We start from the raw sequence: 24,601 nt of genomic DNA on the forward strand, positions 1-24,601 counted from the left end.
GTCCACGCAACGCGGACTATCCTCTGAATCATGCATGCTTATTCCGTCGCAGACATTCGTGCAGCAGAGAACCCTCTTATCCAAGCCGCCGCGCCTGATGCGCTGATGCGCCAAGCAGCACAAGCGGTCGCCGAAGCCGCCCTGTGCATGCTTCCTCATGACACATCAAAAATACTGGTTGTGGCGGGTAGCGGCGGCAACGGTGGCGACGGGCTTTATGCTGGCGCGCTGCTCGCTCAGCTCGGCCACACGGTTCACGCAGTCTTAGCTTCTTCCTCAGCGCACGCACCAGCACTTGCGGCCTTTGAACAAGCAGGGGGAATACTAGCGCCCCTCGAGGAGGCGGATCTTGTGATAGATGCAATCATGGGATTGGGAGGAACCACCGAACTGCGGGATACAACGTGGAACCTCTGGCAGAAAGCAGTGGCAAAGGCTCCAGCGGTACTCGCTGTGGATGTCCCTTCCGGCATAAATTCAGATACAGGATCAAACCGTCCAGGTGCCGCCTGTGTGACAGCAGATGCCACCATAACCTTTGGAGTCGCCCGCATTGCGCATGCCGTCTCCCCACATTGCGGCGAAGTTCTGGTCGCAGATATCAATGCTGGCCAGTCACTTGCCCAGGCTTTCTCAACCAAAAGCCCTGCCGTCGATTTTTTCCAAACAGTTCAAAGGAGCCGTTTCTCCTGGCCGGATCATTTCCTCCGCACTGACCCGCTTCACATCATAGAGTCCCTAGAACCAGCGGCCGAACATAATAAATACAGCGGGGGAGTAGTCGGTGTTATTGCAGGCTCCGAAACCTACCCGGGCGCGGCCGTTCTCACCGCCACTGCGGCAGTACACGCCACGCCTTCCATGGTGCGTTTTGTCGGCTCGTGCGCGCAGGATGTGGTTCGAGCGCGCCCCGAGGTAGTAGCCACGGAATTGCTTATCGACGCCGGCCGCGTCCAAGCCTGGGCCTATGGGCCCGGCGCGGGTGACACTGATTGGTTGGCTGATCTACTCCAGCGACCGGAACCGCTGGTTATCGATGCCGATGGGATCACCCAATTAGCCCAAGAGCCCGAGCTGCGGGGCCTGCTTGCCCGCCGTGGCTCGCATGGGTGGCAAACCTTGATCACTCCCCACGAAGGCGAGTTCTTGCGCTTAGCCGCACGATGCGCCCCCATCCGCGATATCCATGAGGATCGGATAGGCGCAGTCCGCGATCTGGCAAGGGCGTTAGGCTGCCAGGTGCTCTTGAAAGGCCGGATCACGATCATCGGCTCAGCCGATTCCGCAGTATGCATCAATGCCGGCCATTCCTGGGCCGCAACTCCCGGTAGCGGCGATGTGCTCACTGGTCTCATAGGCGCCTGGGTCGCTCGTTCCGGGCTAGATGCTGTCCCTCTTTGTGTCTCCATCCATGCCATGGCTGCATGGCTCTCTGCGCAAACGGAATACGGTCCGGCTTCCACGTGGGCCGCAAAGATTGCTGATTTTATTTCACAAGCAACGGCTGCCTTAGCCTCCCCACAAAACAGCTAAAAGACGATAGAAAGTATCATCTCTGCAAGGATGCACAGAGCACCCACCAAGAAGAATGTGACCACAAGGCCGCGTCCGCGGGACCCTAGGATTCGGGCAAAGCATGCCCCCATGAAGGCACCTACCGTGTTGCATAAAACATCATCTAAGTCCGTGTATCCAATGGCATAGACATACTGGGTGGCTTCTATCCCCACGCTCATGAGGAAGCCAAGCATTGTGGAAAAAATTATGGGGGCCTTCCAATGACCAGCGAGTATTGTCACCAGAAGAAAACCAAAGGGGATAAAGAGTGCCACGTTTCCCACAGCATCCAACCAGGGCGCATACCAAAGCGTGGGGTTGTTCCAGGCGTCGAAAAGCTGCAGATCAATAGAACGGTTTCTGTGGGCCTCGGTGCTCCACAAACCGCCAAATGAATAGGTTCCCTTCATCAAAGTCAGCGCAAATACCACAGCCAGCGCCGCCACAAGCGTCGCCGACGCCGCCTTCACAGAACCCATTCGTTGCAAAACCATGCCGGCCACCCTAGGCAGGGAGTCTGGCAATAGGCTGGCCGTTTCCTTGCTGCAACCTTGGCGCTATTTCTTTGCAGCTTCAACCATGCCCACTACCTTGTGCAAACGTTCTTAGCTTCCTGAATACAAAAACTGGCAGAGTGTGCAAGCTCTGCCAGTTGATTAAAATCCTACTTTTTTAGACCAGCGCAGGTTCTGGGGTCTCAGTCGAGGAATCCTTACCATGCTCCTCGCGCAGCTTCTTCACACGCGCAGAACGAACCACAAGAGTGATAGCCAGTGGGATAAGGGTGAAGGCCAGAAGCACCAGGATAGCTACGCCGTAGGAACCATTCAGTTCTCCCTGTGATGCCTGAACAAAGGCATTACGCGCATAGGTCATCGGGGTGATCGGGTGGAAGACCTGGAAGAAGGAAGGAACTGTGGCCAGCGGCCAGACACCACCAAAGGAGAACATGCCAAAGGCAAAAGCCGCCAGGATAGCTATGCCGCCAGTAAAACGACCGAGCAAGGCCCGCAGCATCTGGTTAGTTGCAGCTGCTGCAGTGGCTGTGAGCAAGAAGCCCAGGGCTATACCTGCAATAGAAGCGGGTTTCCATCCCACCAGAGAGGCTCCCATAGCGAGCACAGCAAGAGTAATCACTCCGACTCCCGCGAGGCCGGCGAAAGACTTCAATGTAGGGCCAACAAAAGCGGAACGACGATCAGTGCCAAAGACATGGGGGATAAGGATCGCCGCCATAGCCATAAGGAGGAAACCAAAAACCATAACGATTAGCATCGAAGCACCGCCGGAGAGGGACTTGACCGTGGGATCCTTGGAGTCCACTACGGTTTGCACCGGGTTAGAGTTGTTCTCTTTATAGATGATCGGCACGGCAACCTGCTTTGCGGATGCCTCTACATTCTTGGCATTTGGGGCGTTAGAAGCACCTGTGCCAAGCTTTCCAGCCAGTTGCGAGGTTCCGTCCTTCAATTTCAGGGAACCGTCATGTAATTGCTGAGTGCCGTCGGCAAGCTTGCCTGCGCCCGTATTGAGCTTGATAGCACCGGTATTGAGCCGTTCAATGCCATCTTTGAGTTTGAGAACGCCACCGTAATACTCAGAATTAGGATCGCTGAGCATAGTTGCTAGGGTAGCGGTACCATTTTTCAGCTTGTGTAGTTGAGCCACCTGGTTATCGGGATTATTGGCATCAAATTTAGTAGCCAGCTCTTGCACCTTATTGGCTTGCTCCACAGCCCCGATGGCCCGGAGCGCATCTGCCGCCTGCTGTAGTTGCGGTGCAGCCTTCTGCGCGGTGGTCAGCACAGGGATGAGAGTATCCGTAAGCTTGCCGACGCCCGCATCGATCTGTTGCGCACCATCACCCAAACGAGCGGTGCCTTGTGCTAGGCGTCCAGCACCAGCAGCTAGTTGGGAGGTGCCATCGGCAAGTTGATGAGCACCACCGTTCAATTGCTGCGCGCCAGACATACCCTTGGCCAAACCTGCCTGCAGCTTACCCGCGCCCTCATCAAGCTTTGCCGAGCCATCAGCAGCGCGAGTCAGACCACCACCGAGGTTATTCACACCGGTGAGGAGTTTTTTGGCATAGGACTCAGAAATTGAGGCGGACACTGCTTGCTGAATCTTAGGCACGAGTCCACCTGTGAGGACTGAGCCGTTAGTCCCGTTGAAGTCGTTATAAGAGATCGTAATCTCTGGGTTGGTCGGCTTGTCTGCCAACAAAGTGTTGACGTTAGCCGAGAAAGACTCAGGAATGGTCACGGTGAACAGATACTTACCGCTGTCCAAGCCCTTCTTTGCCTCGTTGGCGTCGACTTCACGGAAGGCCAGGTAGTCGCGGGCCAAAAGCCCCTTGACCACCTTGTCACCATAACGCTCAAATTCACCATTACGAGTAGCCCCGGCATCCTCATTGACCACAGCGAGGTCTACCGAACGCAGATTTTTAGTGGGATCCCACATGGCCCACATATAAACAACTGAAGCAACCACGGGGAGAAGCAGGAATACCACGGCACACAGCCGCTTCCAGCTGAAGTGTCTCGTGGCCTGAGACGTAAGTTGAGACATGAGGGAATCCTCCGGTTTTAGAATTAAATACCGGACAATTATTGCCTATGCGGTTTTGTATCTAAAACCAAACCCCGAAGGAACAGTCAAAAAAGTACCCCCGCAACACCCCTAAACTGCACGAAGATATCGGTCCCACCAGATATTAAAAACCAATTAAATTGGCCTTAAGCTGCGACAATATCATTAAAATGCCAACGCAATCCCCTTAGCCTCAAACAGCTCGCCACCCCTTATGAGTGACGGCAATTACACCCCCTGAGACGCCCTAAAAGGATCCCGATATTAAGCAACCTTTTAAGAAAAGGCGGAAACTACGGCAAGGATGCTTCACTTTAAGCTTGTTTTCTTTGTTAATTCTTTGCCAACAGCACCCTAGGACTCCACAAGTACCCATTATCAGCCTTGTGAATACCGTTTTCAGATAAAAATTTGAGTCGACTTAGCGCGATACGTCTATTGACTAAAAATGCTCATTTAACTGCATAAACTCCGAAGAATTCGGATCTGCAGAACCCCCGCCCGGAGCAATCACACGGGCCCGTTTTGATAAAGATTTGGTGAAAAACAAAAAATCGAAGTTAAGTATTGCATAAGCATTACTTAACCTGTTAGCTTACAGATAAGACATTTTAAGAAAGTAAAGGAGGAGGGATCATGGCCGGTATTAACACAGTTACTGCAACACTGAACGTTATCGCATCTGTCTTGGGCATTGTCATTGCTTTCCTCTAGACAATCACTTTTCTGAGCGCACCCACTACGCTGCAGAACACGGGAAGTTCTCAGTGTTAGGCAAAAGTTTTTAATATCCAAATTTTATAGTTTTCAAAAATGTAGCCACACACTACATAAGTTTTCTATAAAATATTTAAAAACTTTTGCCAGGGTGCGCGAGGAAAAACAAACAACGACTAATCTTTAGTTAGATTTCCAAACGCTCAGGCATAACACTGGATATTATAACCATACTCAGCGCAGTTTTTCAACCTTTTGACATAATTTCCAGAATTTTGGTTCTTTAACTACTTATCTAAGCAGGTAGAGTGCTTTCCGTTGGCTAGTGGGCCACTATGATCCCACTAGCCAACGGAAAGCACTCTCCTTTTATAACGGAAATAGCGCTCAGGCGAATCAGGCGATAATCCCAAACTCGCTGAGCTACTCCCTAACCTGGACTACTTAATCACAAGGTTAACCATGCGCCCCGGCACAACAATCTGCTTGAACAGGTTCTTACCTTCAAGGTGACTTTGCACCGTAGGTTCTGCGAGCGCAATCTCTACGATCTGATCCTGTGTAGCGTCGGCAGGCACCATAATGCGAGCGCGCACCTTACCGTTGATCTGAATAGGCATTTCTACTTCATCATCAACGAGCCATTTCTCGTCATAATCCGGGAAAGCAACGAATGTGATAGTCTCCTCGTGGCCGAGACGCTTCCATAGTTCTTCCGCGATGTGTGGGGCAACGGGGGCAACCATGATCACCAGCGGTTCTACGGCGGCGCGAGGCGCACCCTTGGCATAGTTCTTGGTCAAGTAGTTGACGTACTCGATGACCTTAGCAACGACGGTATTAATGCGCAGGCCCTCATAGTCATCACGCATGCCCGCAATAGTACGGTGCAGTTGCTTGAGGTCGTCGTCGGCAAGTCCCGCATCCGTGACCACAACGGAGCCGTCGTCTTCAGAAACAACAAGGCGCCACAATCGTTGCAGGAAGCGATGCGCACCAATAACATCTTTGGTTGCCCACGGGCGAGACGTATCCAAAGGCCCCATCGCCATCTCATAGACGCGGAGAGTATCGGCACCAAAATCAGAGCAGATCTCATCCGGAGCCACGGCATTCTTCAAGGACTTACCCATCTTGCCGTATTCCTGATTCACCTCTTCGCCTTGGTAGAAGAACTTGCCGTCCTTCTCTTCCACCTCAGCAGCAGGAACATACACTCCGCGACTATCGGTATAAGCAAAGGCCTGAATATATCCCTGGTTAAACAGGCGACGATAAGGCTCACCAGAAGTAACATAGCCAAGATCAAAAAGCACCTTGTGCCAGAAGCGTGAGTAGAGCAAGTGCAGAACAGCGTGCTCCACGCCTCCCACGTACAGGTCCACGCCGCCGAGGTCATTCTCCCCGCGTGGCCCTGTCCAATAGCGTTCATTCTCTATATCGCAGAACTGCTTGTTATTGGTGGGATCGATATAACGCAGCTGATACCACGAGGAACCTGCCCACTGTGGCATAACGTTAGTGTCGCGGGTGTAAGTCTTTAGGCCATCGCCCAGGTCGAGCTCCACCTGGGTCCATTCCGTGGCCTTAGCCAACGGTGGCTGCGGCTCAGAATCGGCATCGTCCGGATCAAAAGAGACAGGCTTATAGTCTTCAACCTCGGGCAGTTCCACCGGCAGCATAGACTCAGGAAGCGCATGAGCAACGCCATCTGCGTCGTAGACTACGGGGAACGGCTCGCCCCAATAACGCTGACGCGCAAACAGCCAATCTCGCAGCTTGTATTGGATCTTCTCAGAGCCTTTTTGCTTGTCCACGAGCCATTCAATAACCCGAGCAATCGCTTCCTGCTTGTCCAGGCCATTAATATCTAAGCCTTCATCGTTAGCGGAGTTCACGGCTACGCCCGATTCCGTGTAAGCCTCTTCCGCAACATTGCCACCAGCAACGACTTCACGGATAGGCAGGCCAAACTCGGTGGCAAACTCATAGTCACGTGTATCGTGCGCAGGAACAGCCATGATCGCACCCGTGCCATAACCCGTTAGAACATAGTCGCCGATAAATACCGGAATGCTCTCACCGTTGACGGGATTCACGGCATTTACACCGAGGTACACACCCGTCTTTTCCTTGTTCTCCTGGCGCTCAAGATCACTCTTAGCTGCAATAGAAGCGCGGTATGCCTTTACGGCATCGGCAGGGCAGGACTGTTCAAAGGTCCAGCGAGGATCGACCCCGTCGTAGGAGTTCGTACCGGCGGCCACCAGGGCGTCGACAAGCTCATGCTCAGGCGCAAGAACCATATACGACGCACCGAACAACGTGTCTGGGCGAGTGGTAAACACTGTGATCGTGTGCCCAAGGACATCAAAATCCACCTCGGCACCACGTGAACGACCGATCCAGTTACGCTGCATGCTCTTGACTTTGTCCGGCCAATCTAGCGCATCAAGGTCATCAATAAGGCGATCCGAATACGCAGTGATACGCATCATCCACTGCGAAAGGTTCTTGCGGAACACAGGGAAATTCCCGCGCTCCGATCGTCCATCAGCGGTGACCTCCTCATTAGCCAGAACCGTACCCAACCCAGGGCACCAATTCACCATCGAATGAGAACGGTAAACCAAGCGGAACTCATCAATGACCTTGGCCTTTTCTACCGCATCCAACTCCGAATAAGAGTTAGCAGAACCTTCAAAGCCCTCCGGCAATGCCACCTCGCCAGACTCCAGAAGTGGAATCAACTCAGAAATAGGGCGGGCCTTTTGCTGCTGGGTATCAAACCAGGCATTGAAAATCTGCAAGAAAATCCACTGCGTCCACTTATAAAACTCAGGGTCAGTGGTAGCCACACTACGGCGAGGATCATGCCCCAAACCCAACGCACTCAGCTGGCGCTGCATATTCGCAATATTGGACATGGTGGTCGCACGCGGATGCGTACCCGTCTGAATTGCATACTGCTCCGCCGGCAAACCAAAGGCGTCATAGCCCAAGGTATGCAGCACATTCTTACCCAGCATGCGGTTAAAACGCGCAAAAACGTCCGTCGCGATATACCCCAAGGGGTGGCCCACATGCAGACCAGCACCGGAAGGGTAGGGGAACATATCTTGAACGAAGAGCTTGTCCTCTGGAAGCTCTTGTCCAGCGACAGCTAGGTCACCCACTGGGTTAGGCGCATTAAAAGTGCCATTGTCGATCCAGAATTGCTGCCACGTACGCTCAATATCCCCGGCCAGCTGCGCGGTATACCGAAACGCAGGACCAGTAGTGCTCTCGCTCGGATTAGTCATAAAAATACAGTGTAATAGCACCTAGCAACGCTTCCCCCATCAGAGCCATCACCGGACGCCTGGTACGCCTCCGCAATTCTTTTTACACAATTCCTAGGGAGCCTCAATATATTTCCCGCCGGCCATAATTTCCCCCCGGTTAACCCCATAAACCGTTTTATCTCTTTTGCCTATAGTGCCTGACTACCCATGACAAATACATAAGCAAGTTAAAAAATTTTTATTCTTAGACACATTCCTTTCTTGTCTTACCCAACCCTTGCTATCCTATAAGCAATTCTTTTCACTTCTACTGATTGGATTTAATTATGTCAGCTGAACTTCTTTCCAGCCTGTCTAACTCTAGCCTCTCCACCGTTGTTGAGCTCCTCAAGTCCGTCACCAAGATCCTGAGCCTCTTCACCAAGGTCACGGGCATCCTTTCCTAAACTCACACTTTTATAGCGGTCTCCAACCGCTCATAAGTAATAAAAACCCACTACAGCAGTCTTAGCTGTAGTGGGTTTTAGTCTCCCATGTAGCAACGGACCCTAGTCTGCCAAACCGGAGCCCGTCGAGAGCCGAGAAAGAATAGGCCACTAAGGTGGCGGATCAACGCAGACCTTCGCTTCTAGCGGAAAGCTCCCCGAACCCCACTGCACATCTAAGCTCCGTCCAGGCAAAAGATGTGCTCGAACAGCCTTAACGTTTCGCATAAGCATGAACCTTACTTTTATATTTTATCGGTAAATTAAACACCCTAGACCTCGCTCCACAATATGGAGCTAGTTGCAGCAGGTCACAAGGTTTCCACTCTCGTGGGAAAAGTTTTCACATTATCTACTAGAAATAGTTCGGGACTATTCGGTATTGATTAACAAAAATCTCCTGTAGCAGGGTTTCTATATAAGGCAACCGACCCCTTTCGCTTTTCCTAACTAGATCCAGCAGCTCTTTGCTGCCGTTAAACCGAAGCTAACCTCATGAACCGCTTCAAAACAAGCGCATGAGCATCACAAAGTCCGCCATCTCCATAAATATATGAATTTACTGAGAAGTGCCGTTTTGAAAACCGGCTGGCCAGCCTTGCAACAAGGTCACTATAGCAGCAAAAACAAAACAATGTAAGTAAATACTGTGAATAGTGTCAGGATTTCATATCTTTGACTATCTTTCGGCAAAGTATGCCTGCCAAGGGCACACAAAAGCCTCACAAGTAGAGAGTGATCCCTTGCAGAGTTGCAGGAATCTCCACCTGTGAGGCCAAGGGAGTTTACGTAATATTCAGATGTTTTAGTCTTTACGGGCGCCGTCGATAAGCTCCACAACGTTGTCGGCATAAGAAAGCTGGCTCAAATCGTGGGTCACCATCACCGTGGCCACATCAAACTCCTTAGTGATCTCAGAAAGCAAAGACACAATTTCCACGCTCATGCGGCGGTCCAATGCGGAGGTAGGCTCATCGGCGAGCAAGAGTGCAGGATTCCCCATGAGAGCACGTGCAATATTCACACGTTGCCGCTGACCACCAGAAAGCTGCGCAATCTTACGGTTTTCCTTGCCTTCAAGGCCCACGCGCGCCAGCAGCTCATCAGCACGATCATAACGAGCCCGTAGCTTTGAGCCGCGTATACCACGTACGTGATCCGTGACCAAAAGCTGCTCCCGAGCATTGAGAGAACCAAGAAGGTTTGCCTGCTGGAAAACAAAACCGATCTTCTCACGACGCAACTTGGCACGACCGGCATCATCCAAGGTTTGAATATCTTGCCCTGCAACCATTACCGTGCCCGAAGTCGGAGTTTGGAGTGCCCCCGCCACAGACAGCAACGTGGACTTACCGGAGCCGGATTCGCCTACCAACGCAAGCAACTCCCCAGAACGAACTTCCAGGTCAACGGCATCCAATGCCGTAACCGTAGACGAACCATCGGGATAAACAACACTGGCTTTTTCAAGAGAGAGAACGGGAATCATGCTGCAGCTCCTAGCGCAATATGCGGATCAACCTTAGTAACATTTCGGACCGCCACAAACGATCCCACTAAACCAAGCAGCCAAATTGCTGCTGCCGGACCAAGAACACTCAACACAGACACCTCAAACGGTACGGCCTGAGAAACAATCCACCCCAGGAGCGCTCCGATACCAGCGCCAGCGATAACACCCATCGCAAGAACGATTGCCGCTTGACCGATCGCATCCTTAAGTAGGTATCCCTTGGACGCACCCAAGGCAGTCAAAACTGCAATATCGCGGGTGCGCTGCAGCGTCCATACGGTGAGGAAGGAAATAGTAACCAAAGCAGAAATTGCGTAGAGGAATCCCTGCATATTCTTAAGCGAGGACTGCTCAGACTTATAAGAAGCCAGAGCATCAAATGCTCCCTTGAGGTCAGTGACCTGCTCATTCTTCATGTCCTGCGGCTGAGCATCACCGCGTACGAGGAGCAGCGTAGCAATTCCGGGGCTGTGGCTTTCTTTCTTCCAGACCTCAGAATTCACCCAAACCACAGAGGAGTGGCTGTAGTACGTATCTTCCACTACACCGTCCACTTTTACGGCAACGCCACCGATATTGAGGGTGTCTCCCGCCGCGACCTCAATCTTGTCTGCAATGGACTTAGGTACAAGAGCACCTTCACCTATCGTTTCAGACGAGCCTTCTACCGAGGTCCCCACGGGAAGCCCCATCACAGCTGCAGAATCGGCTCTATCATTTGATTCAATTCGCGTCTGGTTCACACCTACTGGAGTCACATTCTCCGCGCCAGCAGCGTCTTTCCACTTATCCAGGATCTCCTGGCTTATCTCCGAAGAACTAAATGAGGCCTCGCCTGTAGGGGCGGTAAAAACAAATTTGGCACCATCTTTGGCCAAGTATTCCAGCGCCGCGGTATTCCGCGCGCCCAGCCCCTGCGTCAAACCAGTAAGCATCACGATCAAAAGAGTGATCAAGCCCACCACAGAGGCAATCAAAGCGAAGCGACCGCCCGCTGAACGAATATCACGTAAACCGAGAAACATCTTTTCTCCTTTCCGCTATCAATTCTCGGCGTTCCGGAGACTTTTTCCATCGGTGGCCTAGGTGAACCTTGAATCAACCATGTGGTTGATCACAGATCCATGAGTTGCCTGCGTTTTATAACTACGGCAACTCTGCGGGCGGTTGTTGAGCCTGACCTATAGATAACGCGGTAGCTAGCGAGCTTCTCGACGCAACCTCGCCCACCCAAGCACCGCAAAGCCAATACCAAACGCAAGCATGGCAAGGGGCACGAGCCACTCCGCATCCGCGCCTGTCTGCGCCAGAACTTTCTTTACAGTATTTTTACTCGGTGTTTTGGCCTCCGAGCGTTTCAGAGCCTCGGCCTTAGCCGCTGCATACACAGCATTAGGATGCCTAGGAGAGTTAGAGGAGCTACTCACGTTACGTGCAAGGCTCTTAAGCTTTATACCGGTGCATCCTCACGGCTAGCTGCCTTGGAGGATGGCTTAGCGGGCGTAGAGATCTTAGCGTCTTTACCCACTAGGAAGGTCAGCGGCTGGGCCTCAGTCAAGACCTTTTCCTTCCCATCCTTCCCCATACCTATCGCCTGAAGATACAACTTATAAGTACCTGGCTTGGTAAAAGACCAGGAACCATGCAGATGCGTGTGCTTAGTAGTCTTCATCTCCTGATGCTCAGAATCATCGGTATCAAAGTAGCGGGTAGGCGCCCCGCCGATATCTCCTGTGAAGAACACAGCACGTCCGCCCTCGGGTACCTCTGACTTTACAAGTTTGAAAGAAACTCCCTTTGCATAGTCTGGCTTTGTATAGTCAAGGCTTTCCGTACTAAAACCAGGCCATGGCTTTTGCAGCGCCTCCACCTGTGGCAAAAGATAGAATTCTTCTCCCATCTTTCCCAAGAAATCCAGCTCCGCATCCTCGAGCTTCTGAGTACGCTTCATCTTTGCGTTTTCGCCTACCCGAATCGCTGTTTTTTGGATAGGACGCACAACCGAGGGACTTGGTTTATCCACCTTAAGAGCCACAAACGGTTCTCCCGAGTCGTCGGCCAGCCGAATGTCCATGTGACCTTCAGAGAACTCAACAATTTCCGAATCAAAATCGGATCGTTTAATAAGGCCAGTGTCCGCGTTTAGCTCACGCCGCGGTGCCAAAGGCCGGGAAGGGGGATTGTCTTTTTTGAGTTCCTCTTCCTCCGGCTCTTCAACTTCAGGGTCCGCGCCTTCTTCCTCCTGAGCTCCCTCTTTAGAATAGGGGTTCTCATTTTCGTCGCCTGGCTTATAGCCATTAAATTCTTCTGCGATTGGCAGCTCTTCTTTAGTTTCAGAGAGCTTTAGGGAGAACTTGCCCTCTTTGCCACTCATCAGATCGATCTCTTTTAGCTCATCTAAGGGCTCCGCATTGAGCAGTGGATGCGGTGTAATACGTAGCCTTAAAAACTTATCGTCTTTGCAGGCAGAGAGGTCAACTTCTTTTTCATATCTTCCCTCTGAGTCAAACTCTCCTTCGAAACTGCAGTTAGCGTACCCTCTCGCCCTTTTTTGTTGCTGCAAAAATTGTTCTTCACTGCTGTATAAACCGATGACAAAGTTGCCTCGCATATTTTTATCTTTTGCTTCAAGCGTTAGCTTTGTGCCAGAAGAATCAGTCTGCTCAGCTTTAAGGGTTATCGCGGAGTCAGCCAAAGAAACTGGCTCTGCGGTAGTGAAATGCTCTGACGTTGTCGGCTCAGTGAGCTCCTCAGCCTCTTCTGTTACCGTGACGGCTTCGCCGCCAGTCTGGTACTCAATTTCCTTGGAGAGCCAGGGGGAAGAGCTATCCGACTCATCTGGAATAAAAATAGCTTGGTACGTGGAGCTTTCCGAGGCCAAATACGTGGTAGTAGTTGCTTTTCCATCTTTGACCTCTAGCTCGTCAAGAAAGTGCCCCTGATTAGTAAGGATAAGGCGTCCGTTCCCATTACCGGCGAAGGTAATGTTTGTAAACGCCCCGTCAGGCTTAAAAGCTATCGACGCCTCTTGGGAAGCGGTGTTCTTTTCTTTGGCGGCTTGGTACTCCCCAGCAAAGTCTAGAATTTTTCCGTTTTTAGGATTTTGCCCGCCCACCTGCCATGCCAGCTTCATAGGCATTGTAGGAATCGGGGTTCCATCTTCCTTGTACCCTATTGCTTGATAAGTAAAGACGTAGCGGCCCGGTTTAGAAAAAGTAGTATGAAAATGCGAATGCCTGGGCTGGATGAGGGAGCGCAAAGAGGTATCAGTACTTGAGTACACCCGCCGAACACCCGTAACTGTTTTAGTGAACACTTCCACATCACCGGGTCCGCTTACTCCAAGCAGATCCAAGGAATAGTTGCCGTCTTTGAGCATGTCAGTATGGGACTGCAATGAGCTATCTGTGTTATACCCAAAATAAATGGGGAGCTGGCTCATATCAACGTTCTGAGGAGCTTGCCAGATCCCCTTATCTTGTTTCCCAAGAAACTCTGTGTCAGGGGTGGGGTAGAGGTAGTAGTTTCCAGTCATTGGAACCCACATGACCGTAGCTTGTGCCGGAATTGATTCGGACCCCGCTCCAGTAACCACCCCCAAAGCTTGAATATCATTCCCTTTCACACTAGCCGCTGGTGAAAGGTCTACATGCGTGCCATAAACAAGCTTTTTGTTTTGATCCGGTCCTGCCAGCGCTGGGCTCGCGCCAGTCGCAGCAACAACAAAACAAGCAGTAGCAATGCCAAACGCTCTATGAGAAAAGAGGCGCATAAGTAGCTTCCTTATTGATATTGGGTTTTATTTTCATAACTTAAACCCAAACAATTCCTTTAGCAAGCTCTAAGTTCAACGCACTGAGCTTTAGGCAAAGGTTTACATGAATAAATGCATCCCAGAATTCTGTATAAAAAACTTCGAGGTGTGGATACTTGCACCCCCGTATTAGATTCAAGGGCATGAGACCCCACGTGATTCAGATCCTTACGTTGCTCCGCGTCAGTTTGCACCTGATGTTCGCCGCACTGCTTGGCTTTGGAATTATCCGTTTCACCCTTAGCCCGGACTCCGAATCACCATGGAAATTATGTATCACCACCTTAGCCCTAGGCCTTGGCGCTTTTTACATGTTTGGAACCGCCTGGGAGAATCGGTTTGCCAGGGGAGACAACATCAAAGATCCGATGCCCCTCAGCGGCTGGTGGATGCTAGTAATCACATTGATGTGGGCGATTCTGATGGGAGCGTCGGGTAGCTTCACGTGGCTGATGTTCCCCCTAGTCCTTATTGCGCTCAACCTGCTTCCCGGAATCCGCGGCATACTGAGTGTTCTACTGCTATTAGGAATTGCTACCATCATCCCCTGGCTAGCACGGCCAGAAGATCGGGTACTAGGGCAATTACTCGGTCCTATAATTGGGGCCTGCTTCAGCGTTGCAATCTATTACGGTTACTACGTCTTAAATCAGGACGCCATGCATTACCGCCAAGTAGCCGCCGAGTTGCTGGCCGCCCAACGGGATTTGGCAGCCTCAGAGCACCAATCAGGGCGTCTTGAGGAGCGAGAACGGCTATCAAGAGAAATTCATGACACCGTAGCGCAGGGGCTTAGCTCCATCGTGTTGTTATCCAGAGCAGCCCACAGACACTGCGAACACGGAGATCTAGAAAACGTTCAGCGACAGCTGGCTATCATCGAAAAACAAGCAGGGGAGAGCCTCGCCGAAGCACGACGCTTTGTTCGCGATCTCGCAGCTCCAGCATTGGGGGAGTCACTCCCCATTGCACTCCAAGGCGTTATCGACGGAGTCCGCGAAAAACAGTCAGCGCTCGGATGTCCCCTTGATGTTCACCTCGAGCTCGTGGGAGATATGGAAACAAGCCTTCCCGAACCAGTTACTCGTACTGCATTACGAGTGGCTCAAGAGGGGCTTAACAACGTTGTCAAACATGCCCATGCCAACAAAGCAGTGGTCACGCTTGGGATATGGGAGGATGAAGTCAGCATTGATGTAGTAGATAATGGCTTGGGATTTAACGCCGCGCGTCTTACTACCGCGACAGATCAATCAGAAGGGGGATTTGGGCTCGGTGGCCTTAAAAAACGCATCGCCACCGTTGATGGCAGTCTCGTGATTGAATCAGATGAGTACGGCACCGCCTTGGTGTGCCGTATCCCGCTCACCAGCCGTAGGGAGGCACAATGATCCGCGTCATGCTTATCGACGACCACCCCGTCGTGCGAGCAGGGTTGCGCACAATCCTCGATAGCTTTGAAGACATTTCCGTTGTTGCGGAAGCCAGCAACGGCGCCAACGTTAACACCGAAGGAATTGACGTTGTTGTCACAGACATCCAAATGCCAGGAACCGACGGTATCACTCTTACTCGCGCACTAGCCTCCGCTGGCGGCCCTCCTGTACTCATCTTGACTACCTATGACACAGAAGCCGACATCCTCGCAGCTGTGGAGGCTGGAGCCATGGGGTACCTCTTAAAAGATGCGCCCGAAGCAGCTCTTCATGATGCAGTGGTGGCAACATTCGAAGGCCGGCGCACACTAGCCCCAGAGGTGGCTAACGCACTCATGCAGCGGGTGAGTAAGCCGCGACAGGCCTTATCTACGCGAGAAATAGAGATCCTTCAAAACTTAGAGCAAGGCCTGTCTAATCGTCAGCTAGCAGCAAAACTCTTTATCTCTGAAGCAACGGTAAAGACCCACCTGGTACACATCTACTCAAAACTAGGCGTGGATAATCGAACCGCCGCCATCACCGCAGCCCGGCAGCAACGCCTTATTTAGGCCGCGCTGTTTCTCCACCAGCGACGGGGATAAAAGATACCGACAAAAAAGCGGGGTGCCGTGAAATATCACGGCACCCCAACAACTCATGTCTTAGAGTTGTTCTGCGTTTTTCATTCGACGATAACCAATCGCCGCAAATCCAACGCCAACAAAGAGCATTGCCAAGGCAAGAGCCACCTCAGGAGAGGCACCCGTGTTTGCCAACAAGCTCTTCACGCCTTTCTTAGGGGCATTGTCGTTTTTGGTCAGAGCAACTGTTTTAGAACCTTGCTTACCTTTAGCTGCTGCAGTAACCCCTTGTGCACCCTGGGAGCTAGTGCCGGAAGTAGCTCGAGCAGCTTCCCCGGTTCCTACCTCAAAGACGATCGTCTCCCAGTTTGTTGCAGTTTCACCGCCGGCCACCAAACCGATGTTGATCTGCTTGCCATCAGAAGTCATGGCTTGTGTGGATGTACCCGAGTCCTGAGCCACTGCTCGCATCTTAATTTTGTATGTACCTGGCTTAGTAAAGAACCAGTCAGCGTGCTCATGGAATGGTTCGCCCTTATCTATCACTGACTTGCCGCTGGAATCCGCAAGCTTGATCAGATCATTGGACAGGCTCGGTAGATGCCCAGCCCACCACTTTGCGCCATCCGGCATGGATTCCGGCTCAATTTCAATGCTCATTCCCTTAGGGAACTTATTGCGCACTTTGTTGGTATCAAACCCCGGCCACACCGCGTTATGATCCTGGGTGTTGGGCAGATAGTAAACGTGATCGCCCTTCTTTCCTAGGAATGCGGTGTCATCATTCTCGGGAATACCACGGTTGCCTTTCTCTCCGATGGTAAAGCGTCGATTCTCTCCAACAACTAACGCAACCTTATCGGGATGAGCAAGATTGTGACCATCATCAGAAACCGCATCATGCTCACGCTTTACGTCAACGCCGACGTAGAAGCCCAGCTTTCCGTCCACAAACGCCGGGCCGAAGTCTAGGTGGCCGTCGACAAGCTCACGACGCCCATCGTTTCGGTCCTCTTTAGCCGTGGGTTTAGCAGTAGGACGCTCTGGGGAATCCTTCTTAGTGGGGGCACTGGTTGAGTTGCCATCCTTATTTGGATTGCTTGGTTTCTGCGCTTTAGAACCTTGGGAATTACCGGCAACGGAATTCGAATCACGCACGTCAAAGGTAAGAGTTGCAGGCTTGCTGAGTTCATCCCACGTATCTTTGACCACTACCTCCATCGTGTACTTGCCCGGCTTGGTAAATACCCAGTTGAGATGACGATGCGTCGATCCCTCGGCTTTATACACGTGTTCTCCGGAAGAGTCCCCGATCCGGTTCTCAGATGAGCCAGCATCACCACTATATGCGACCCACTTTCCGCCTTCAGGCGTGTGCTTCGGCGTTATGGTGAACTCATAATTATCCTCAGTCTCAGCATAGATCTCCTCGGTGCTAAAGCCCAGCCATACTAGACCAGTCTTTTGCACCTCAGGAAGCATATACACTCGATCACCCTTTTTAGCGATGTCCTTGATATCGCCTTTAAGCAGGGTCTTGGAAGACTGCGGCACCACAAACGTCACCGAATTGGGATCGCGCAAAACTGCCTTGGGATCATGCTGGCCGCTCTCGTCTTTAATCACCAGGGCCAAAGAATCATCGATCTCTTTGGGAGAAATATCCACATGGCCTTTGGAAATTTCCACCTTTTTTGTATTCAGAACGCCTGAAGAGGGCTCAGTCTCCTTGGAATCTTTCTTTTTTTCAGGAGTCTTAGCTTTATCCGGCTTGCTAGCCGTGGTCTGTTCGCTGGTTTCCTCGCCGGTCTCTTCCCCGGGCTCTTCGGTCGCTTCCGCTGGAGTTTGCTCGGATTCCTTCTTGGGTTTCTTGTTGCCCTCTCCGGGCTCCTCACCCTCCGAGGGGTCCTCGCCTTCCGCGGGTTCCGCACCTTCCGATTCCTCAGGATCCTCCGCAGCTTTTCCATTACCCAGCTTGACGGTGGTTTCCGCTAACGGCTGGTATTCACCCTTACGAGACTCCACAAAGGTTGCTTTACCTGGAGCTATAGTCCTGGAGCTTGGAATGATATCCAACAGCAGCTGATAGTCTTCACTATCGCAGCCGCCGATTATCTGCAGGCTGGTTCGGTTATTAGGGGCACTGGTAAATGCAACGGGACACGTGGGAGCATGATCCTTAGGAACGCCCGTAAACTCCTTGCCAGACTCCTTCTCATAGAACCCGCCCACTGCCTTTACAGTCAGGTCTTTATCTTTAGGGTCTATGGTGAGGTCAAAGCTTCCAATATCTTTGTCCATCTTGCCCGTTGAGACGGCAACATCTAGGCTCTTTGGCTTGATGTCTTCTAGGTCGAATTCTTCCAGTTCCTCATCCTTCTGAGCCTCTGGGAATTCGCCCGCGTCGCTTGTCTTTTGCTCTTTCCCGCCCGTGGTGTGCTCAAGTTCTTCAGACACCCACCGGGGGCTCTGGGAATCCTTGCCCGGGATGTACACAACTTGGAACTTGGAGTTTAGGCCGCCGATCATCTCAACCCACTCGGCTTTGCCCCCTTTCACGGGGACTTCGGCCAGGTAGTAGCCATCGATATAGAAGACGGCATGACCGGAATCTTTAGCGTTTCCGGTGTTAAAAGCCAGCTTGGTCAGAAGATCCTTATCACTACCGCCGGAGCCGCCGGCATAAGGGGACATCATAAACTCAGGCTTAAAGTCTTCCGACGAGTCCTCATCTTTGGAATCCGATGCCTCATCATAGGCCTCTTTTATATTCCCAAGCTTTGCCTCCGAGGGATCGGGGCCGCCTACTTGCCAAATTAGCTTCTGCGGCTCAGATGCAATGAGCTTTCCGTCTGTGCCACGGGCAGAAGCGCGGTAGCTGATCTCATACCTGCCGGGGCGGGTAAAAGTGGTGGCGTTGTGCGTGTGGGTTCCTTTTTCCACCCATGTAGAACGGTACCCGGTATCATGCGACGACCATAGGCGCTGCAGCGGCATCTCCTCGTCGCTATACGTGAAGAGTTCCATCTTTCCGGGACCCTCAAAACCAACGATGTCTAGGTTGAAGGACTCATCACGGAACTTCTCAGTGGGCAGATCAATGGCAGCGCCAAAGCCCGCCCAGATCGGCATGCCGTCAGTAGGGGAGCCGTGCGCAGGGCCCCCGTAGTACATGAGCTGCCCTTTTTCCCCTAGGAATTTGAGACGGTCATCATCTGGAACATTCCATGCATAGAGTCCACGATCAACTTTTCCTCTACTTACCCAGTTAATTGTTTTCTCAATAGGAATCATTCCGCTGCTCTTGGAAACCAGGGAAAAATTATCGTCTTGCCACACCGCGTGCGGTGAATCAACGTGCACTTGGGTACGGACGGTGAGGGAATCGTCCGAGTCCGTATTTGCGGAGGCAACGGGAATTACGCTTGAAGCGATAAGCCCGCCAACGGCTAAAAAGCCCAGGCAGGCCGCCGATATTCTTTTAGGCACAAGGGATCCTTTGTTGAATTATTGAAAATAACACTCTTTAATCTAATGAGAATCATTTTCTATGTCAACACCCTCCCCTTAGTAGGGAGAGAACACTATAAATATCCAGGTTTACTACCTTCACCAAACAGCTCCGTAACCCCCAAACCGTCGCACCTTCCCCCTTGCGCAATGCCAATAATTGACAATAAAAGAGCACTCTCCACCCCGGATACACTCATTGCCACAAAGACAATAAGCACTACGCCTTTTAGATTGTGCACAATTACTTCAAAACACCTAGCAAAACACCAAAAAACTTAAAATAGGAGAGACATTACTAGCCTCTCCTACGTTATTTTCTCCGCGCTCAACCTGTACCGTCCCTTAATAAAGAGACGGCTTCTACGGATAAACGGAGAATGGTTCTATCTTCGATGTACTTTAAAATTTTTGCCATTCTGGTTTATGCGCCAATGCATAGTTGTAATACTCGATGTTCTCTAGCTTGCTAGCGGCAGCTTCATCCAGGATCACAGTCACGTGCTTGTGCATCTGCAAGGCCGAGGCTGGAACCATAGCGCTGACAGGCCCTTCTACCATGGATTTAACCGCGTCAGCCTTGTTCTCCCCAAAGGCCAGCATCACAAGATGACCGGCTTCGCAGATCGTGCCAATCCCCTGAGTCATCACGTGATGCGGCACCTGAGACTCGTCATTATCAAAGAAGCGCGAGTTATCTCGTACGGTATCCGGATGCAAAGTCTTGATACGAGTCCGACTTACCAGTGACGAGGTCGGCTCATTAAACGCGATATGGCCATCAGTTCCAATACCTAAAACCTGAATATCCACGCCACCGGCATCCCGTATTGATTGATCATAAGCTTCGGCAGCAGCGCTTGGGTTTTCCGCCGTTCCATCAGGGCTGTGAACAGCGGAGTCATCAATATCCACGTGAGACGTGATCTCTCGGCGAATAGTCTGGTAATAAGTCTGCTCGTGCTCTCGAGGCAAACCTACATACTCGTCGAGGAGGAATGCCTGACATTGAGCAAAAGACAGGCCTTCTTCCCGATGCCTGCGCACCAACTCGGCGTAGGTGCTTCCCGGCGTCGAGCCAGTGGCTAAACCTAAGGTCTTCCCCTGCCTGATATACCCCTCAAAAATGTCCGCAGCGATTACCGCCGCCTCTTTGTGGGTGGGAGTAATGATGATTTCCATGGTTACCGTCTCCTAAAAGTTGAGCTTTTGTCCGTTTTCGTAGACCGCGACCACTTCAAAGTCATTGCGGCATACAACAAAGTTTGCTTTTTTACCCACGGCAATATCACCGCGATCACTGAGCCCCAAAAGGCGATTTCCGCTGGTGGATGCTCGAATCACATCGACCATGTCATGGCCTGCTCCCACTTGTCGCCGTACTTGATCAATCACCCGGGATGTTCCGCCCGCGATAGCCCCCTGCGAGCCGTCCTCTGTGCTCAAACGTGCAACGCCGTCAATAACCGTGACAGCCAAAGCACCGAGAATGTACTCTCCGTCGGCTTTACCTGCGGCCCCCATTGCGTCGGAAACAAAAGTGATATTCTCCGAGCCCACAGAATCCAACACCATGCTCACCGTATTGTCATCCAGATGCACACCATCGGCGATAAGCTCAACGTGTGCCAGGGAGCGAGCAGCAGCGCTCATTAGAGCTGCCACGGGACCCGGCGCGCGGTGGTGAAGCGGAGGCATGGCATTGAACAGGTGCGTCGCGGTGACCACAGCCCCGCGCTGTTCCGCATAGCGGATCATATCCATGGTGAGATCAAAATCGGCATCTGTGTGTCCCAACGACACAACCACGTTGTGCTCCGCGCACATGTCAACCAATTTCCGCGCGTGAGGCGTCTCTGGCGCAAAAGTCATCGAGCGTAAGAAACCGCGTGAGGCTTTGATCATCTTTGCAAAGAGCTCTGGGTCACCCCCAATAATCGCGGCGGGATCCTGCGCCCCACAGCGACAGCTATTAACAAACGGCCCTTCTGCATGGATTCCTGTTATTTCTCCGTCGCTAGCCAGCTCGGAAAGCAGACTAAGCTGCGGTAACAATACTTCTTCTCGCATAGAGACTGTCGACGCAAGCAGCGTAGTGGACCCGTGAGCACGGTGATGCCGTGCGGCCGCTATACAGCCCTCACTCCCCGAGGTGGGAAAGGATTCTCCGGCGCCTCCATGATTGTGAATATCGGCGAGGCCCGGAAGGATCATCAGATCGTTGTTTAGCTTTTTATCCGACGCCGGGGTAATCGCTGTGATTGTCCCCGTTGCGTCATAGTCAACACGGTGACCTTCTAGCACGCCGTCAACCGTTACTACGGTTCCTACGATGAATCCGGTCATGAGCGCCACTCCTATTTAGCTGCTGCAGCAAACTGCGTAGTGATCCACGCAGTATCCGTGATCGCGGTTCCTACGATCAGTGCGTCCGCTCCTGCTTTTCGACCCTGCTTCACATGCTCGGGGGAGTGGAACCGACCCTCACCGATAAGGAATACATCTGGCCCCAATGCGGCGCGGATTTCTCGGATCAACTCCAGATCTGGCCCATCGGTTTTTTCCCTGTGCTCCGTATACCCGGCTAGGGTCGTCGAGATAATATCGGCGCCTGCCTCATGCGCTGCTACGGCTTCGTCGGCAGTCGCAATGTCCGCCATCGCCAATCCACCCAGCGCGTGAACTGCTGCCACTTGATCGGCAAAGGTAGATCCGTCTTGGCGCGGCCGGAAGGTGGCGTCAATAGCTGCGACAGTCGCACCCGCTTTAATCACGTCTTCTGCCGACTTCACTGATGGCGTGATGTATACGCCCGTGTCTCCTTCTTTGGTAAGCCCAATAACGGGGACAGACACAGTATCTACGATCGCCCGGATGTCTTCGAGACCACCGTAACCGCCACAGCGTATCGCCGCCGAGCCACCATGCTCAGCAGCTTTGGCAAGGAAGACCATCGTGCGAGTATCACGTAGCGGATGACCGGTAGGCGCCTGCGCGGAAACGATAAGCCTATTCTTCACCTGTTGAATAAAGCCCTGCAGATCCATCATGAGAGTTCCTTAAATTAAATAGATACTTTGTTGATTTAGTCTTGGGTCTTCCCCAGATATGCGGCTCCTACGATGGGAGCATCGGTTCCTAGCTGTGCCTGGATAACTGGTACTGCATCGAGTGGAGGGATGGCGCCTTCTTTTAGCCCACGAGCAAAGGGGTTAATAATGGCATCGCCAATATTGCCCACGCCACCGCCGACCACCACAGCATCCACGTCAATGGCACTAATAAACCCGCCGATAGCAACCCCGCACGCAAAGAGATGTTCCTCAATAACACCCCGCGCATATTCTTCACCCGCGTGGTATCGAGCCATAATCTCGTGGAGATCCACGGCTGGGTGCTCCGCATACGCGTTATAGGAGTCAACGAGTCCAGGACCAGAGGCGAAGGACTCTAAGAGGGCAGCGGATCCATCGGGGAGCCGTCCCCACAGGCAACGCAGCTCTCCAGCGGTACAGTGAGGCGAGGCAACAAGCCCACCATCACGCACAAGTGCCCCGCCCACGCCAGTGCCCAGGCTGACAAAAAGAATATTGTTAAAGTCCTGACCAGCGCCATAGATGGACTCGCCCAGCCCCATAACGCGGACGTCGTTATGCACGGCAACGGGAACCGGGAATTGTTCCCTCAGCGTATCCGCGATCTTAGTTCCCGCCCATCCCTGCATGGTCGGCCCCGAGGACACTACGTTGCCTTCTATGGGATCAATGACCCCTGGAGCACCGATTCCTATGCTCGAAACCGCGGTAGGGGAGACGTCTATAAGCTCTTGGATAACGCCAGCGACCTCTTGTATCACATTGCTCGCGGGCGTAGGCCGACGACGATACTCAATAACGGTGGTGGGGTTAGCATCCGCCACCAGGCCCGCCGCGATCTTGGTTCCACCAATATCCACGCCAATGCGTACGGGGGTTTGCACTTTATTGCCTGCGCCAATCATGATGCTCGCTCCTTATCCGCTTCCTTATCTATGTCAGCAGAATTGGCATTCCGGGCAAGATCCTGTTGCTCTCTTTTCTTCTTAATCACACGAAGAAGCGGACCATAATGTTCACAGATCAGTGCGCAATAGCTGTCTGCGTCGCCACTATGAAGCGCTCGAATCATTTTCGAGTGCGCCTCCACGGTGTCTTCCATGTCCTCCGGATCGCCCAGCCCCAGAACCGGAACCACTTTGGTGTGTATCTCCCAGAGGGCCATCGACATTTCTCGCATCAACGGATTGGATAGCTTCTCAGAGATCACTTTGTGGAATTGCCAATCCTCTTCCACAAAAGACTCCTCGCGTAAATACTTTTCCCTCATTGCTTCCACAATCCGGTCTAGCACCTCGGTGGACTGCCCCTTATAAGAGTTAGCCAGCTCCTCCGCATTGGCCAGGTCCAGCGCGATGCGCATATCCACAACGTATGAAAGGTTTTCTAGAGCGAGCTCTTCATTCAAGGTCAGACGCAGCACCATTCCATTAATAAGAGGTGCGAGCGACATGCTTCCCACAAATGTTCCGTGCCCATGTCGAATCTCAACAACGTCAAGAGAAGCGAGCGTCCTCATAGCCTCGCGGACTGAGGAACGTGATACCGAAAGACGCTCACATAGCGCCGCTTCCGAGGGGAGAAGGTCCCCCGGAGAGAGATTATTATCACGGATGTAATCTTCGATTGCCGCCGCGGTAGGGCTCTTTCCTACCGCCGGACTCACATGTGAATTCATATTTTCTCCTGTTCATCTGCGGCCGACTGAGCATGTTGATGGACCGAAAAACATGCCTCTTGACTACCAAAACAGCTCTTATCTGCAGCTATTCGGAATGAGAGATTTTTAGGTGTTGGTTGCTATGTCCTGCATTTTCCCTAACAGCAGGGGATACGCCCACCTCCCACACATGGGGTAGAAAGCGAGGAGAAACAGGCATGGTCACGGTGCTGTTTGGCAACTTCGATTGAAATCCTAACACAAAACCTAGCGGACGTCAGACGTCTGATGTATTCTTTGGATTGACCCGCGACACGGCATTTGCCACCTATCCAAGCTGGTCGCCGCAGCAAGACATCTTGTACGCACACT

Annotated in this window: 16 protein-coding genes; 3 read left to right on the forward strand and 13 right to left on the reverse strand. The window is 52.2% G+C overall.

Annotated elements, in window-relative coordinates:
- The first annotated feature begins 30 nt into the window (after positions 1 to 30).
- The gene (locus CpATCC19410_RS10425; RefSeq protein WP_013242902.1) at positions 31 to 1,533 is read left to right on the forward strand and encodes a bifunctional ADP-dependent NAD(P)H-hydrate dehydratase/NAD(P)H-hydrate epimerase; all 1,503 of its coding nucleotides are present in this window, start codon (positions 31 to 33) and stop codon (positions 1,531 to 1,533) included.
- On the opposite strand, the gene CpATCC19410_RS10430 is transcribed toward CpATCC19410_RS10425, so the two are convergent.
- The 7 genes from CpATCC19410_RS10430 to CpATCC19410_RS10460 form a co-directional block, all read right to left on the reverse strand.
- Positions 1,530 to 2,051, reverse strand: coding sequence for a VanZ family protein (locus CpATCC19410_RS10430; protein ID WP_013242903.1), 522 nt, complete (start codon positions 2,049 to 2,051; stop codon positions 1,530 to 1,532). The two genes, CpATCC19410_RS10425 and CpATCC19410_RS10430, sit on opposite strands and share 4 nt — an antisense overlap.
- A gap of 178 nt (positions 2,052 to 2,229) precedes the next feature.
- Positions 2,230 to 4,131 (reverse strand): YhgE/Pip domain-containing protein, encoded by a 1,902-nt coding sequence (locus tag CpATCC19410_RS10435; protein ID WP_013242904.1) that lies wholly within the window; start codon positions 4,129 to 4,131, stop codon positions 2,230 to 2,232.
- 1,178 nt (positions 4,132 to 5,309) lie between these two features.
- Positions 5,310 to 8,171 carry a leucine--tRNA ligase gene (leuS, locus tag CpATCC19410_RS10440; protein WP_014401472.1) on the reverse strand — a complete coding sequence of 954 codons (2,862 nt, stop codon included), beginning with the start codon at positions 8,169 to 8,171 and terminating at the stop codon, positions 5,310 to 5,312.
- A gap of 1,272 nt (positions 8,172 to 9,443) precedes the next feature.
- A complete protein-coding gene (locus CpATCC19410_RS10445) occupies positions 9,444 to 10,127 on the reverse strand; it encodes an ABC transporter ATP-binding protein (protein ID WP_013242907.1) in 684 nt (227 codons plus the stop codon).
- A complete protein-coding gene (locus CpATCC19410_RS10450; RefSeq protein WP_014301049.1) occupies positions 10,124 to 11,176 on the reverse strand; it encodes an ABC transporter permease in 1,053 nt (350 codons plus the stop codon). The genes CpATCC19410_RS10445 and CpATCC19410_RS10450 overlap by 4 nt, the downstream gene beginning before the upstream one ends.
- A gap of 174 nt (positions 11,177 to 11,350) precedes the next feature.
- Positions 11,351 to 11,578, reverse strand: coding sequence for a hypothetical protein (locus CpATCC19410_RS10455; protein ID WP_013242909.1), 228 nt, complete (start codon positions 11,576 to 11,578; stop codon positions 11,351 to 11,353).
- 23 nt (positions 11,579 to 11,601) lie between these two features.
- The gene (locus tag CpATCC19410_RS10460) at positions 11,602 to 13,923 is read right to left on the reverse strand and encodes a choice-of-anchor M domain-containing protein (protein WP_014401475.1); all 2,322 of its coding nucleotides are present in this window, start codon (positions 13,921 to 13,923) and stop codon (positions 11,602 to 11,604) included.
- A gap of 185 nt (positions 13,924 to 14,108) precedes the next feature.
- On the opposite strand from CpATCC19410_RS10460, the gene CpATCC19410_RS10465 reads away from it, so the two are divergent.
- Complete coding sequence (locus CpATCC19410_RS10465; protein WP_013242911.1) at positions 14,109 to 15,356, forward strand: sensor histidine kinase; 1,248 nt, start codon at positions 14,109 to 14,111, stop codon at positions 15,354 to 15,356.
- Positions 15,353 to 15,952: a heme-responsive two-component system response regulator ChrA gene (gene chrA, locus CpATCC19410_RS10470; RefSeq protein ID WP_013242912.1), complete on the forward strand. Its 600-nt coding sequence runs from the start codon at positions 15,353 to 15,355 to the stop codon at positions 15,950 to 15,952. The genes CpATCC19410_RS10465 and chrA overlap by 4 nt, the downstream gene beginning before the upstream one ends.
- A gap of 93 nt (positions 15,953 to 16,045) precedes the next feature.
- Here the strand turns inward: chrA and CpATCC19410_RS10475 are convergent, their stop codons facing one another.
- The 6 genes from CpATCC19410_RS10475 to CpATCC19410_RS10500 form a co-directional block, all read right to left on the reverse strand.
- The gene (locus tag CpATCC19410_RS10475) at positions 16,046 to 19,453 is read right to left on the reverse strand and encodes a choice-of-anchor M domain-containing protein (protein WP_014522491.1); all 3,408 of its coding nucleotides are present in this window, start codon (positions 19,451 to 19,453) and stop codon (positions 16,046 to 16,048) included.
- Between the two features lie 423 nt (positions 19,454 to 19,876).
- Entirely contained in the window at positions 19,877 to 20,656 is a 780-nt protein-coding gene (nagB, locus tag CpATCC19410_RS10480; RefSeq protein WP_013242914.1) for a glucosamine-6-phosphate deaminase, read from the reverse strand.
- Positions 20,657 to 20,668: 12 nt separating this feature from the next.
- On the reverse strand, positions 20,669 to 21,820 hold the full coding sequence (locus CpATCC19410_RS10485) for an amidohydrolase family protein (protein ID WP_013242915.1): 1,152 nt from the start codon (positions 21,818 to 21,820) through the stop codon (positions 20,669 to 20,671).
- 11 nt (positions 21,821 to 21,831) lie between these two features.
- Positions 21,832 to 22,521: an N-acetylmannosamine-6-phosphate 2-epimerase gene (locus CpATCC19410_RS10490; protein WP_014401476.1), complete on the reverse strand. Its 690-nt coding sequence runs from the start codon at positions 22,519 to 22,521 to the stop codon at positions 21,832 to 21,834.
- A 38-nt stretch (positions 22,522 to 22,559) separates the two neighbouring features.
- Entirely contained in the window at positions 22,560 to 23,474 is a 915-nt protein-coding gene (locus tag CpATCC19410_RS10495; RefSeq protein ID WP_014401477.1) for an ROK family protein, read from the reverse strand.
- Entirely contained in the window at positions 23,471 to 24,247 is a 777-nt protein-coding gene (locus tag CpATCC19410_RS10500; RefSeq protein WP_013242918.1) for a FadR/GntR family transcriptional regulator, read from the reverse strand. The genes CpATCC19410_RS10495 and CpATCC19410_RS10500 overlap by 4 nt, the downstream gene beginning before the upstream one ends.
- Between the last annotated feature and the right edge of the window lie 354 nt (positions 24,248 to 24,601).

The organism is Corynebacterium pseudotuberculosis, from assembly GCF_002155265.1.
Taxonomy (GTDB): domain Bacteria; phylum Actinomycetota; class Actinomycetes; order Mycobacteriales; family Mycobacteriaceae; genus Corynebacterium; species Corynebacterium pseudotuberculosis.